Genomic DNA, 14,593 nt, shown 5'->3' with positions numbered 1-14,593 from the left:
ATATAAAGATATTTAACGAAGGAAAGGAAAAGGGGAAATGATAAGAAAGCGGTCCTGGAAGAAATTACTGGCAGGTGTTTTAGTAATGTGTTTAGTAGCTATAACTATGTCGCCGATCACTGATGCGAAGGCAGAAGAAGAGGTTGCTAAAGAGGCTGCGGAGGTGGCAGGCATCGATGTCACGGCAGAGGAATCCAGCGAGAGCGAAGCAAAGACAGAATTAAATGCCGCCGAAACAGTAGCTTCAACAGCTGTGGGTTGCTCCTATCGTACTCATGTACAGGATATCGGCTGGCAAAATTTTGTAAAAGATGGTGCTATAAGCGGAACCGAAGGCCAATCCCTTCGATTGGAAGGGATTGAAATCAAATTAGACAATGCCGAAAGCGACCTTGGCATCGAATATCAAACCCAGGTTCAAAATATCGGCTGGCAAGGATTTAAAAGCGGTGGTTCAATGAGTGGGACTTCCGGGGAATCATTGCGTTTGGAAGCCATTCAAATAAGATTAACCGGAGCAAGTGCCGGCAAGTATGACATCTACTATCAAGTTCATTCCCAGAACTTCGGCTGGCTGGATTGGGCTTCAAATGGCAAAAGTGCCGGCACCGAAGGCTTATCATTAAAGCTGGAGGCCATTAAAATTATGATTCTTCCCAAAGGAACACCTGCACCTGGATCCACAGATCAGTCCTTTTTAACGGGGAATATTCATTGTACCTATCGCACCCATGTTCAAAATATCGGCTGGCAGGACTGGCAGGGAGATGGTCAGCTCAGCGGTACCACGGGAAAAGGTCTTAATTTGGAAGGCATTGAAATTAAGCTGAATGATTCAGGTTATGCCGTGGGCATCGAATACCAGACGCACATTCAAAATATTGGCTGGCAGGACTGGAAAAACAACGGTGTGCTGAGCGGCACCACCGGCGAAGCCCTGCGACTGGAAGCCATTAAAATCAGGTTAACCGGTGCCGATGCAAAAATGTGTGATCTGTATTATCAAGTCCATGCCCAAAATTTTGGTTGGCTGGATTGGGCACAAGCCGATGAAAGTGCCGGAACAGAAGGCTTATCATATCGGCTGGAGGGGATTAAAATTATGATCCTGCCAAAGGGCTCGCCAGCCCCGGGAGCTACCAACCTTCCTTTTTTAACTGGCAATATTCGATCAACCTACCGAACGCATATACAGAATATCGGCTGGCAGGGCTGGCAGGAAAATGGCCAGCTCAGCGGCACCGTCGGAAACAACCTGCGTTTGGAAGGCATTGAAATTAAGCTGAATGATTCCGACTATGATGTTGGTATTGAATACCAGACACACATTCAAAATATTGGCTGGCAGGACTGGAAAAGTGAAGGTGAAACCAGTGGTACAGAAGAGCGGGGCTTGCAGTTGGAAGCCATTCGAATGCAGCTAACTGGATCGGATGCTAAAATGTGCGATCTCTATTATTTGGTATCCGTAGGAAACTTAGGCTGGCTAAACTGGTCTAAAAATGGCGAGCTTGCCGGAACCGAAGGGATGTCGTTAAAATTAGAAGCTATTAGAATTTTAATTCTCCCAAAGGGCTCCCCGGCACCTGGGCCAACGGAGCAGCCTTTGGGTTCAATCACCCGGTTAGTCAATAAAAATCACAGCATTCCATCGAATTATGTGCCGAGCGACTTGGTCTGGGTGAATCTGCCATCCACCCGAAGCACCCAATTGAGATCAGTTGCCGCCCAGGGACTGGCCCAGCTTTTCCAGGCGGCCAGTGCGAATGGGCTAAACCTCTATTGCTGTTCAGGGTATCGCTCCTATGAAACCCAGGCCGGGCTTTATCAATGGAACGTTGATACCTATGGGGTTCAGGGCGCTGAGCTTGTGAGTGCCCGGCCGGGCATGAGTGAGCATCAGCTGGGCCTGGCCATGGACGTCACCAGTGCATCCGTGGGGTATGATCTTTTAGAAAGCTTCGGATCAACCGCGGAAGGTCGTTTCATAAAAGAAAACGCCCATAAATATGGTTTCATTGTCCGTTATGCCGAGGGAAAAACCAATATTACCGGTTATGCCTATGAACCATGGCATCTCCGCTACCTGGGTGTGGATGCGGCAACAGCTATTTATAACAGCGGCAAAACCATGGAAGAATTTTACGGAATTTATTAAACCAACCGGAAGAAATGTCGATTTCCGCTGGTTCACGCAATATCAAAAACGAGCCGGCAAAAGGATCTTTTTGTTATTAATTTAGCGCAACACCAATTTAAATATTAACAGTCTTTTTTAATCTATTTAGTATATAATAAGATGTATCAATTTATAAGTTAAGTTATTTAGGAGAAAAAAATATATATGAGTCATAAAAAGAATGCAAAAAGAGTATTTGAACATGATAAAAAGTTAACATACTGTATCCGAACCTTTGGATGCCAGATGAATGAAAATGATTCCGAAAAACTTTCGGGTCTGCTCAAGGCTATGGGTTACACTTATGAGGAAGATGTTTATAAGGCCGGTCTGGTGATCCTCAATACTTGTAGCATCCGCGAAAATGCCGACGTTCGGGTTTTTGGAAATATCGGTGAATTTAAAACCATCAAAAAAACAAATCCCGATTTAATCCTGGCGGTGTGTGGATGCATGATGCAACAGCGCGAAATAGTCGAAAAAATTGTTAAAACATACAAACAGGTCGATCTTGTTTTTGGAACCCATAATCTCCATCTTTTCCCGGAAATGCTCAATAATTATCTGGTAAACGGGAAACGCATGGTTGAAGTTTTGACTGATTCGAACACGATTATTGAAGATCTGCCAGTGGATCATCGCTATCCTTTTAAAGCTTTTATAACGATTATGAATGGCTGCAATAATTTCTGTACCTATTGTATTGTTCCCTATACCAGGGGTCGGGAAGTTAGTCGACAGCCCGAAAAAATCATTGCCGAGGCAAAAGCTCTGGCCGCAGACGGCTGTGTGGAAATAACCCTTTTAGGACAAAATGTCAATTCCTACGGCAATGATCTGGGGGATAACATCAACTTTGCGATACTGTTAAGGGAATTGAATACCATTGAAAAATTGGGTCGAATTCGCTTTATGACGTCCCATCCCAAGGATCTGACCGATGACGTCATTGATGCCATTGCGGATTGTGACAAGGTATGCAAATATATCCATTTGCCAATTCAGTCTGGGAGCACCCGGATTCTAAAGGCCATGAATCGGAAATACACCCAGGCCGATGTCATTGATCGGGTGGCGAAAATCAGAGAAAAAATCCCGGGGATCGCCATAACCACCGATATTATCGTTGGCTTTCCAGGGGAAACCGAAGAAGATTTTGAGGAAACCCTTAAGGTAATCAAGATCTGTGAGTTTGATTCGGCCTTTACCTTTCTTTATTCCATCCGCACCGGAACACCGGCGGCTACCATGAAAGATCAGATCCCTGAGGAAATCAAGCATGAGCGCTTGAATCGAAGCCTTGAAATTCTTCACGAACAAAGCCTTGGTATCAATCAAACCTATCAGGATCAGTTGGTCACCGTGTTGGCGGAAGAACCCAGTCGAAACAAAGCTAATCGTTTAACCGGTCGAACGGAAACCGGAAAACTGGTTAATTTTGCAGGCGACCCGGAAGACATCGGAAAAATTGTATTGGTTAAAATAACCGATACCAAAACCTTCAGCCTTGATGGCATAAAAGTATCACAGGAGTAGACCCATGGCGCAATTATCACCCATGATGACCCAATACCTGCAAATTCATGAAGAGGTTCCAGATGCCCTGCTTTTCTTTCGATTAGGCGATTTCTATGAAATGTTCTTTGACGATGCTCTTAAAGCCTCCCGAGAACTGGAAATTGCGCTTACCGGAAGGGATTGCGGCCTGGAAGAACGAGCCCCGATGTGTGGGGTGCCTTATCATGCTGCCCAGAATTACATTACCCGGCTGGTCGAAAAAGGATATAAGGTTGCTATCTGCGAACAAATGGAAGACCCCAAAGATGCCAAAGGCATTGTCAAGCGGGGAATTGTCCGGGTGATTTCCCCGGGAACCATTTCCGAAGGAACGCTCTTGGAATCAAAAAAAAATAATTACCTGATGTCCCTGTATCTTGAAAATAACCGTTTGGGTATTGCCAGCATTGACGTTTCAACCGGAGACTTTTACGTTACTGAAATTGAGGGAAAAACCCCGGAGCTTTGGTTGTCCCAACTGGCAGATGAAATCGGGAAAATGCTGCCCGCGGAAGTGATTCTAAATCCCGCTTTGTTTAAACAACCCCAGGCCCTGGAGCTGATCGAGAAGAAATTCGGGATCCTGGCCAGTCTGTACCCTGAAAAATATTTTAATATTAAGAGTTGCAGTGAGCGCATTACCACTCAATTTGAAGTATTTTCACTGGGCGCCCTGGATCTGGAAAAAAGAGACCATGCCATTGCCGCCGCCGGAGGGCTGCTGGGTTACATCGACGAAACCCAGAGACGGGCATTGAATCATATCAAAACCATCCGTTATTATAAAAGCCGGGATTTCATGGTTCTGGACCTGTCCACCCGGCGGAATTTAGAACTCACCGAAACCATTCGGACCCTGGAAAAAAAGGGCAGTCTGCTGTGGGTGTTGGATAAAACTGTTACCGCCATGGGTGGCCGAACGTTAAGACGCTGGCTGGAAGCGCCGCTGATAAAAACTGCAAATATTTTAGAGAGACAGGGAAGTGTCCAGGAATTTTATGATCACGCCAGCCGTCTGCCGGAGTTTAAAACCATTCTCACCAAGGTTTACGATCTTGAACGGCTTTGCGCCAAGATCTCATTTGGGACGGCTAACCCCAGAGACCTGTTGGCCCTTAAACAATCTCTGGGGGCCTTGCCATTAATTAATGCTTTTCTGGCATCGCTGAAAGCTGAAAAGCTGGCAAGTCTTTACGATCAGGATGAACTGCTTGAGGATGTTTGGACGCTGATTGAAAAAGCCATTGATGACAATGCACCATTGGTTATTAAAGAAGGAAATGTGGTTAAAACCGGGTATAACGATGAGGTCGATACCTATCGGGAAGCTTCGGAAAAAGGCCAGGACTGGATCCGCGATCTGGAATGTCGGGAACGTGAAAAATCCGGGATTAAATCTCTTAAAATCAAATATAACCGAGTGTTTGGATACTTTCTGGAGGTCACCAAAAGCTATTTGGATCAGGTACCCGAGGATTACATCAGGAAGCAAACCCTGGCCAACGCCGAGCGGTACTTTACCCCGGAGCTTAAGGCAATGGAAAACAAGATCCTGGGTGCCCAGGAAGGTTTGCTGCGATGTGAAACCCAGGTGTTTCAGGAAATCAGGGAAACCCTTTTAGCGGAAATCCAGCGCATCCAGAAGAAAGCAACCGAAGTGGCTGAATTGGATGCCATTTACTCGCTCGCCACAGTGGCCCTCCAAAACCATTACGTGCGACCTGAAATTTCCAGTGAAAAAAGCATCGATATTAAAAATGGCCGCCACCCGGTGGTCGAAGCCTTTATCGGAGAAAGTCATTTCATTGGCAACGATTGTCTGCTCAATGACGACGATCAGCAGATGATGATCATTACCGGCCCAAATATGGCCGGGAAGTCCACCTTCATCAGACAGGTGGCAGTCATTGTGCTGATGGCTCAGATAGGCTCCTTTATTCCTGCCGACGCCGGCACCATCAGTGTCGTGGATCGAATCTTTACCCGAGTGGGTGCCAGCGATGACCTGGCCAGCGGACAGAGTACCTTCATGGTGGAAATGACCGAGGTTGCCAACATTCTAAAAAATGCCACAGACCAAAGCCTGGTGATCCTCGATGAAATTGGCCGGGGAACCTCAACCTTTGACGGCATTAGCATCGCTTGGGCGGTAGTTGAACATCTCTGGGATAAAGCGGCGATTGGGGCCAAAACCCTTTTTGCCACCCATTACCATGAACTCACCGAGCTTGAAACCCTGAAACCGGGGATTAAAAATTATAGCATCAGTTTAAAAGAAACCCCGGACGGGGTCATCTTCTTGAGAAAAATAAAGCCTGGCAGCGTGGATCAGAGTTATGGCATTGAAGTGGCTAAACTCGCCGGATTTCCATCACCGGTAACCAAACGTGCTCAGGAAATTCTCAAACACCTGGAAGCCGGCGAAAACACCTACCGCGAAAATCTCATCGTTGCTGATCCGCCCATCCTCACCGAAAGAAAAGCTAGTCAGCTTAATTTCTTTGAAATGGCAAAGGGCATCAGCCCCGAAGAGGAAGCAGCTTTAGGAACCATCAGGGATTTGAATATTGATGAAATGAGTCCCATTGAAGTGATGAATGTGATTTATCATTTAAGAGAAAAAATATAAAATATAAATAGAAGGTTAAGAGGATATTATGAGAACCAAAGAATTAAAACGAATCGTTCAGCGATTAATGAATGATCCCAAATACCGAAAAATGCCATTTGATCAATTATCGGATGTCATTGGACTGAAAAAGAAAAAAGACCGGCAAATGCTCACCCATGTTTTAAGGGAGTTGGAGCAGAAGAAAAAAATTGATGTCAGTTCCGAAGGCGATACCGGAAAAACCAAAGACCTAAGAAGCACCAAAAACACAAGAGAAACCGAAGAAAGCAAAGATGCGCCAAAAACCAGCGTTACTGAAGAGACCAAAGACTCCCGTAAAATTATTGGTGTCCTGCAGGGAAACCAACGCGGTTTTGGCTTCGTCATTCCCGATAACACCATTTTCACCGAGGATATTTTTATCCCGGAAAAATACCTTCACGGGGCCTTGGATCAGGATCATGTTTGGGTAAATCTGACCTCAAAGCCAGGCGAAAAGAGACCTGAAGGTGAGATTGCTGAAATCATCGAACGCGGTCACAAGAAAATCATTGGCCGTTATGAAAAAGGGAAAAGTTTCGGTTTTGTCATTCCCGATAATGACCGGCTGTGCAAGGATATTTTCATCCCCGATCGGCGGGGGAAAAAGGCGGTTACCGGAGACAAGGTAGTCGTCAATATTCTCACCTGGTCTGATCAAGGGAAAAATCCGGAAGGGGAGATTGCCGAAATTCTGGGAAATAAAGACGAACCCGGCATTGATATTCTTTCAGTATTAAAAGAATACGATATCCCCATGGATTTTCCAAGGGATGTTGAAAAGGAAGCCGATCATATTTCTGAAAAAATAACAGCGGATGAATTGGCAAAACGAAAAGATCTAAGAGCTGAAATAATTTTCACCATTGATGGGGACGATGCCAAAGATTATGATGATGCGGTTTCCATTGAGAAAAAAGAGAATGGTCACTATATCCTGGGTGTTCACATTGCCGATGTCAGTCATTACGTCAAACAGGGAGAGCCGCTGGATGAATCTGCCCTGGATCGCGGCACCAGTGTCTACGTCGTGGATCGGGTGGTACCGATGCTGCCGTTTAAATTATCTAACACCGTCTGCAGCCTGGTACCAAATGAAGATCGTCTGACCTTTAGCTGTGAAATGGAAATTGATAAAAAAGGAATGGTTTTGGATTATACCATTTTCAAATCCGTCATCAACTCCAAATCAAGAATGACCTATCAGGGCGTGTCCGATGTTTTAGCCGGAAAAGATAATCCCACAGCCAAGGCACTGTTGCCTTTCATCGATGATCTTCGGGTTTTAGAAGAGCTGTTTGAAATTCTTCATACCGAACGGCGGGGCAAACGCGGCGCCATTAATTTTGATTTTCCGGAAGCAAAAATACTTTTGGATGAAAAAGGGTTCCCCACTGATATTGTGATCGAAGAACGTCTGGTATCACATCGCATGATCGAAGAATGCATGCTGGTCTGCAATGAAACAGTGGCAAAACACGTTTCCGGAACCAATGCTCCATTTTTATTCAGAAACCATCCAGAGCCCGATGCTGAGAAATTAGCGGCGTTTAGAAAATTTATCAATCGCTATGGTTTTAAACTCGGCTCCAAGGAAGATGTCACCCCAACCGGCGAAGACTTCCAGGCCCTGATGGATGACATTGAAGGAAAAGGCGAAGAACGGGTTATCACGCTGTTAATGCTCAGAACCATGCAGCAGGCGGTTTACCAGGGACATAATCTGGGACATTACGCCCTGGGCGCAAAATATTACACCCATTTTACCTCCCCGATTCGCCGTTATCCGGATCTCTTTGTTCACCGTTACCTGGCAAAATCCCTGAAGGGCAAGCTTAACCAGAAGACCATCGATTATCTCGAAAAACACATTGATGCCGTGGGTGTGCACTCATCAGAAACCGAACGTCAGGCCGAAAAAATTGAACGGGAAGTCACCAAGCTTAAAATGACTGAATACATGACCGCCCATATTGGGGAAACCTTTGAAGGTCGGATCAACGGGGTCACTTCCTTTGGTTTCTTCGTGGAACTGCCAAATACCGTTGAAGGATTGGTTCGACTCCAGAATATGAAGGATGATTATTATATCTATGATCCTGATCTTCACCAGCACATCGGCGAACGAACCGGGAAATTCTATCGACTCGGACAGGCTGTTAAGATCAGAGTGGCCAAGGCTGATGTGGATTTAAAACAAATTGATTTTGACCTTATTGAAAAATAAAGGAAACCGTGTTATAATAAAATACTAGCTAAAGAACAGAGGTGATATGCATGGCAGAAAACATAAAGATTGTGTCAAAAAATAGAAAAGCACGTCACGATTTTCAAATTGAAGATACCTACGAGGTTGGGTTGGTGTTAACCGGCACCGAAGTTAAATCCATCCGCCAGGGGAAGGTCAGTCTGAAGGAAAGCTATGCCGACATTTATGAAGGTGAAGTTTATGTTTACCAAATGCACATTGATCCTTACGAGCAAGGGAATATTTATAATAAAGATCCCCTGCGCATCCGTAAACTCCTGATGCACAAACCGCAGATTCGCAAATTAATCGGGTTAAAGCAGCGGGAAGGATATACTCTGGTACCACTCACGCTCTATTTTAAAGATAATCATGTCAAGATGGAACTGGCTCTGGCCAAAGGTAAGAAGCTTTATGATAAGCGTCATGCCATTGCCGAGCGAGATGCCGATCGACGGATTCAGAAAAGTATGAGGCATGAGGGTTAGCTAATAATTTTGGGGGCGCAATGGTTTCGACGGGGATTTTGAAGCTTGAGTAGCGAGTCGATGTCGCCGATCATCGTAAAAAGTGGCACATAAATATAAACGCAAAAACAAACAGAAGTTACGGTATGGCTTTAGCAGCGTAATTACGCTCTAAAGTACAGTATTAAGACTTTCGCGGCAAAATAATTGCCGCACGCCTCCCGATTCAACCTGTGGTTTAGGGTTTCGGCGTTCATTGAAGCAGGGAACCGTTCTGGGTAGTGCCTCGCACCCTTAACGATCAAGAGGCTGGTTTCGCTACTTCTTTGTCATTGGAGAAGAAGAGAAATGAGAAAATAATTAATGACTGCACTCGGAGAAGCTTCTGTGAATGGATTTTCGGACGTGGGTTCGACTCCCACCGCCTCCACCAAATAAAAACTCAAAATTCGATACAATAAAGACCGCCTTGTGATGAGGCGGTTTTTTTCTGTTTAGGGAGAAATGGCTTTATTAATGCATTTTTGAGCTGTATATATACCTTCTGATTTTTATAAAATGTTACTTTGGGGTATTAAAAAAAGCTTGTTTATTAAGTTTATAAATTGGTATCAGGCGCGGATCTTTTTATTGAGGGCATTGTTCGTTTTGGATATGTTTGGGCAATTCCAAAAGATTCAAAAAAGCTTGTTGATGATAGACGAAAAGAAAATAAATAATTTTGAAACGCTTTTGTAACAACCGAGTCTTATAAGCAGGAGGTGATAAAGTGAAAGTGCCAGACTTCGGAGAAATATATACAGAATACTTTACAGACGTATATAAATATATGCTGTCCCTTTGCCGGGATGAGAGTATTGCAGAAGAAATTGCGCAAGAAACCTTTTTCAAAGCTATGCGACATATGGATCAGTTTAACGGTACTTGCAAACTATATGTATGGCTCTGTCAAATTGCAAAAAACACTTATTTTTCGCTTTACCAAAAGCAAAAGCGAAATGTTCCGGTAATTGATACAGAATTTCAAGAAACCACGTTCGATGTAGAGAAAGATTTTCTTAATAAAGAAGCAGCGGAACGAATACATGTTTTATTGCACAGTATGAATGAGCCTTACAAGGAAGTCTTTACATTGCGAGTTTTTGGAGAACTGCCATTTTCACAAATCGGTGCGTTATTCGCGAAAACAGATAGCTGGGCAAGATTGATATTTTACAGAGCAAAAAAACAATTACAGGAGGATATGAAATGAAAACATCTTGTGAGATTATAAGAGATTTGTTGCCGCTTTATCACGATGGTGTTTGCAGCAATGATAGCAAAGCAATGATTGAAGAACATCTTGCTCTTTGCGATGACTGCAAAGCGGAATTGCAAGCAATGGATACTGAGCTGCCTATTAACAATATGGCATTGAATTTAAAAGAAACTGAGGCAGTTGAAAAGCTGTCTAAGAAATGGAGAAAAGGAATGCTTAAATCGTTACTGGAAGGTATTTTAATCACTGTTCTGGCTGTTGCCGCAATCGCCCTTATACTCTATTGTTTCATGGACATTAGAGTTGTTCCAGTATAGTATTGATGGAGGTGGAAAATTGAAAGAATACATTTTAACAGCAGAATATATTCAACAGACCTCATAGTACCTATCTTGGTAAACTCAATTGTAATTATGTTTTTATCTATCATGATTGGATTGTGTGTTTTTAGAAAGTGTGAATTATTGCATTTGAGCAGGAGAGCGATAGTATGACGGAAATTGGCTGGATATTATGCCCTGTTTGCAATAGTAAAACACGACTTAAAATTCGTGATGACACTATGCTTGAGAATTTCCCGCTATTTTGTTCAAAATGCAAACAGGAAACACTAATCAACATACAAAAATTAAATATGTCAGTTATCAAAAAGCCAGACGCTAAGATGCAGAGCCGATAATTTGTGAGAAATGAACTCACAGTTATCGGTTTGAACGCCGATGATGATTTTGGAAAATAAAACGGTTGGCGTTCGAAATTTAGAATGATCGGCCAAGCGTAGAAAAAGTTGTATAATGAACAACAAATTTGAATTTGTAAGGGTGACATTATGGAATACTCTAGTTTCTCGATATTCGCAAATATTGCGGTTGATGTGCCGCGCTGAGCATCCGATTCTTAATGCAGCAGCCTTTTATTGTCTGATATTTCAATGCTGCATTCATTTTTAAAATAATCTTTCTAGATTGTACTACCTCTTTCTAAATAAATTCGATCCATATTTCCTGAGGTTACATCATACATACACTGAATTTCAAATTTGGGACATAATCAAAAGTGGTACACTAGGACATTATCATAAGTGGTTCATATTCAGTAATTGCCTGGTAAACTTTATATTGACAAAAATTATTGTCTTAGTTATAATGAACGAAAGCAAACGAAAGATAACAAAAACAAATAAATAAATACAAAACGATACAAAAAGTGATACAAGGAGGTATACGCAGATAATATGGGTATACCTTCATTTTTTTTGTAAATAAAGGAGTTTTATGGACATAGGCAAGATAGAAAACGGTCAGAAGAGTGAAAAAAAACGAGGATGGAGAAATCAGATAATAATATCAGGCATGTTTATTCTATTGATCGTTCTTTTATTAGCCTCCTTTACTTTGGGAAGATATAATGTTGACATAAAAGACTTGTTCTTTTATATGGGAAAAAAACTCGGGATGAATCTGGAGATTGTTCAGATTAATGAACATATTATTTCCAGTGTAAGATTTCCCAGAATAATTGCAGCCATTTTGACTGGCTTGGCACTTTCAGTTTCAGGGGCATCTTATCAGGGTATATTTAAAAACCCTATGGTCTCACCGGACATTTTAGGGGCTTCAGCAGGAGCTGGCTTTGGGGCATCGCTGGGAATTATAATGTCTTTACCAACAATACTTATTCAATTAATGGCATTTGGCTTTGGGATTACATCTGTGGCGTTAAGCTGTTTAATTGCCGGAATTGTCGGACGGCGTGAAAATGTAACACTTGTTCTGGTGCTGGCTGGCATGGTGGTATCGTCATTATTTAGTGCTTTTATCTCCATTATTAAATACATGGCAGACCCATATGGTAAATTGCCAGAGATCACATTTTGGCTGATGGGAAGTATTTCAGACATTAAAAATAGTGATTTGATTTTTATGATTGTGCCTGTTGTAATTTGCCTGACTATTATATTTTTGGTCAGATGGAAAATCAATGTTCTAAGTTTTGGTGATGAAGAGGCCAGTGCTTTAGGGATTAATGCTGGGCATTTAAGACTGGTTATTATTATTTGCGCAACAATGCTGACGGCAACTGTGGTAAGTGTTGCTGGTCAAATCGGTTGGATTGGACTCGTTATACCACATCTGGCAAGGATGATAGTAGGACCCGATTACCGCTACTTAGTTCCTACAACAGCAATTCTTGGAGGTGTATTTCTTTTATTGGTGGACAATATCGCCAGAACGGTTATGCAGGTTGAAATTCCTCTCGGGATACTAACCTCTATAATTGGTGCACCGTTTTTTGTGTATCTGATTTTAAGAGGAAAGAAAGGATGGATTTAATGCTGGAACTTAATAACATCTCCTGTGGATATAACAAAATGCCGATCTATGAAGGGATTAATTTCAAGGTTCATCCCGGGAGTATCGTATGTATCATGGGAAGAAATGGTATCGGGAAAACAACTTTGCTAAAAACAATTTTAGGAAGTCTTAATATACTAAATGGTTCAATTATTCTTAATGGCAAAGATATTTTCAGCTACAGCAATAAAGAAAGAGCACAGCAGATCGGCTATGTCCCACAGTCTCATATCCCGCCCTTTCCATATTCAGTCAGAGATGTTGTAGTTATGGGGAGAACGCCACATTTATCCATATTTTCGGTACCGGGAGATTCTGATTATTCGCGGGTAGATGAAATACTAGAAAAAATTGGAATTGGATACTTAAAGGAAAAAATATACACAGAAATCAGTGGAGGTGAAAGGCAGCTTGTAATTATTGCAAGAGCATTGATTCAAAATCCTAAAATTTTAATTATGGATGAGCCAACTGCAAGTTTGGATTATGGGAATCAGATTAAAATTATTAATACCATTAAAGCGTTATCAAAAGAAAAAATATCAGTAATAATGACAACGCATCATCCTGAACAGGCATTTGAGTGTGCCGACCTAGTTGTCGCAATGACAGAAAATAAAGTAATTTCAACAGGATTACCAGTAGAAATATTAACAGAGGAATTGATTGAAGAAATCTATGGCGTAAAAGTTACTGTTCAAAAGATAAATATGGAGGGAAAGGAAAAAATAATATGTTTATCAAAATAAAGAGACCGGTAATTGTAATAATAATGATATTTTTTGTAATTATATTAGGCGGTTGTTCGGATTCTTCTGATTCAAAAAATGATGAATACAAAACAATTATCGATATGGCGGGCAGAACGGTGGAAGCGCCATTAGCAATTGATAGTGTTTATTCAGTCGGGCAACCAGGTGTTGTCGCTCTCTATACACTATGTCCGGATAAGCTTTTAGGATGGTGTATTGAACCTTCTGATGCTGAAGCAGAATTTATTAATGCAAAATATCTGAACCTACCAGTACTGGGACTTAGTCAAGGAACAAATTCCAATGCAAATACCGAAGAGATTATTGCCAGAAATCCGGACATTATTATTTTAATGACTGATATTAATACAGAAGATACGAAAGCTTCGGCAGACGAAATGCAGGAAACTTTTCAAATTCCGGTTGTAGTAGTTGATGATGAATTGACTACCATGGATGAGAGTTACAGATTCCTTGGCAAATTATTAGGAGTAGAAGAACGGGCCGAAGAGTTGGCATCGTATTGTGCAAATGTCATTAATAATGTTAAGGAAGTTTCCAAAACAATTCAAGACAAAGATAAATTGAAGGTCTATTATGCTCAGGGCTCAACAGGGCTTCAGACAGCGCCAATGGGGTCAGCTCACTCGCAGGTGATTGAACTGGTTGGCGGAATTAATGTATGTAGTCTGAATGCGATTGATAGTGGTCGTCTGACAATTGATATGGAACAATTATTTGAATGGAACCCTGATATGATAATCGCCTCGTATAGTGATGGCCATGGCGGAACCAATATGGGGAATACCGATGTTTTTGATATCATTACCAATGCAAATCCGGAATGGACACTTTTAGAAGCCGTAAAAAAAGGTGGAATATTTGAAACTCCCTGCCTGCCATATAATTGGCTGGATATGCCGCCGTCGGCTAATAGAATTGTTGGGGTAACCTGGCTGGCAGAACTTTTATATCCTGACTACTATAATTTTGATATTGTCCAGACAACAAAAGATTTCTACAAGTTGTTTTACAGGATAGAATTATCCGATGAACAGATAAACAAATTATTTAATGATGCAGTAAAAAAATAATCAGGGGGGCAGCAATGAAAATATTTTTGAAGCA

At 42.1% G+C, this 14,593-nt stretch carries 11 protein-coding genes and 1 other RNA gene; all 12 read left to right on the top strand.

Going from position 1 to position 14,593, the window contains the following annotated elements:
- The first annotated feature begins 37 nt into the window (after positions 1–37).
- The 12 genes from AKG39_RS15895 to AKG39_RS15845 all read left to right on the top strand — a co-directional run bounded on the left by AKG39_RS15895 (position 38) and on the right by AKG39_RS15845 (position 14,559).
- Positions 38–2,158, top strand: coding sequence for a D-alanyl-D-alanine carboxypeptidase family protein (locus AKG39_RS15895; protein WP_050741391.1), 2,121 nt, complete (start codon positions 38–40; stop codon positions 2,156–2,158).
- 186 nt (positions 2,159–2,344) lie between these two features.
- On the top strand, positions 2,345–3,715 hold the full coding sequence (gene miaB / locus AKG39_RS15890) for a tRNA (N6-isopentenyl adenosine(37)-C2)-methylthiotransferase MiaB (protein WP_050741390.1): 1,371 nt from the start codon (positions 2,345–2,347) through the stop codon (positions 3,713–3,715).
- Positions 3,716–3,719: 4 nt separating this feature from the next.
- A complete protein-coding gene (gene mutS, locus AKG39_RS15885; protein ID WP_050741389.1) occupies positions 3,720–6,365 on the top strand; it encodes a DNA mismatch repair protein MutS in 2,646 nt (881 codons plus the stop codon).
- 28 nt (positions 6,366–6,393) lie between these two features.
- Entirely contained in the window at positions 6,394–8,613 is a 2,220-nt protein-coding gene (gene rnr / locus AKG39_RS15880) for a ribonuclease R (RefSeq protein WP_050741388.1), read from the top strand.
- Between the two features lie 44 nt (positions 8,614–8,657).
- Positions 8,658–9,122, top strand: coding sequence for an SsrA-binding protein SmpB (gene smpB / locus AKG39_RS15875; protein ID WP_479714968.1), 465 nt, complete (start codon positions 8,658–8,660; stop codon positions 9,120–9,122).
- Between the two features lie 11 nt (positions 9,123–9,133).
- Positions 9,134–9,534, top strand: a transfer-messenger RNA (tmRNA) gene (ssrA, locus tag AKG39_RS19430).
- A 342-nt stretch (positions 9,535–9,876) separates the two neighbouring features.
- The gene (locus tag AKG39_RS15870) at positions 9,877–10,353 is read left to right on the top strand and encodes an RNA polymerase sigma factor (RefSeq protein ID WP_050741409.1); all 477 of its coding nucleotides are present in this window, start codon (positions 9,877–9,879) and stop codon (positions 10,351–10,353) included.
- Entirely contained in the window at positions 10,350–10,676 is a 327-nt protein-coding gene (locus tag AKG39_RS15865) for a zf-HC2 domain-containing protein (protein WP_050741386.1), read from the top strand. The genes AKG39_RS15870 and AKG39_RS15865 overlap by 4 nt, the downstream gene beginning before the upstream one ends.
- Positions 10,677–10,849: 173 nt before the next feature.
- On the top strand, positions 10,850–11,038 hold the full coding sequence (locus tag AKG39_RS15860) for a cysteine-rich KTR domain-containing protein (RefSeq protein ID WP_050741385.1): 189 nt from the start codon (positions 10,850–10,852) through the stop codon (positions 11,036–11,038).
- Between the two features lie 595 nt (positions 11,039–11,633).
- Positions 11,634–12,692 carry a FecCD family ABC transporter permease gene (locus tag AKG39_RS15855; protein ID WP_050741384.1) on the top strand — a complete coding sequence of 353 codons (1,059 nt, stop codon included), beginning with the start codon at positions 11,634–11,636 and terminating at the stop codon, positions 12,690–12,692.
- A complete protein-coding gene (locus tag AKG39_RS15850; RefSeq protein ID WP_242852638.1) occupies positions 12,683–13,462 on the top strand; it encodes an ABC transporter ATP-binding protein in 780 nt (259 codons plus the stop codon). The genes AKG39_RS15855 and AKG39_RS15850 overlap by 10 nt, the downstream gene beginning before the upstream one ends.
- Positions 13,447–14,559 (top strand): ABC transporter substrate-binding protein, encoded by a 1,113-nt coding sequence (locus AKG39_RS15845; RefSeq protein WP_050741383.1) that lies wholly within the window; start codon positions 13,447–13,449, stop codon positions 14,557–14,559. The genes AKG39_RS15850 and AKG39_RS15845 overlap by 16 nt, the downstream gene beginning before the upstream one ends.
- The last annotated feature ends 34 nt before the right edge of the window (positions 14,560–14,593 follow it).

The sequence above is a fragment of the Acetobacterium bakii genome (assembly GCF_001263355.1).
Classification (GTDB): Bacteria; Bacillota; Clostridia; order Eubacteriales; family Eubacteriaceae; genus Acetobacterium; species Acetobacterium bakii.
Note: the sequence above shows the minus strand (reverse complement) of the source record. Positions and strands in the feature narration are given on the sequence as shown.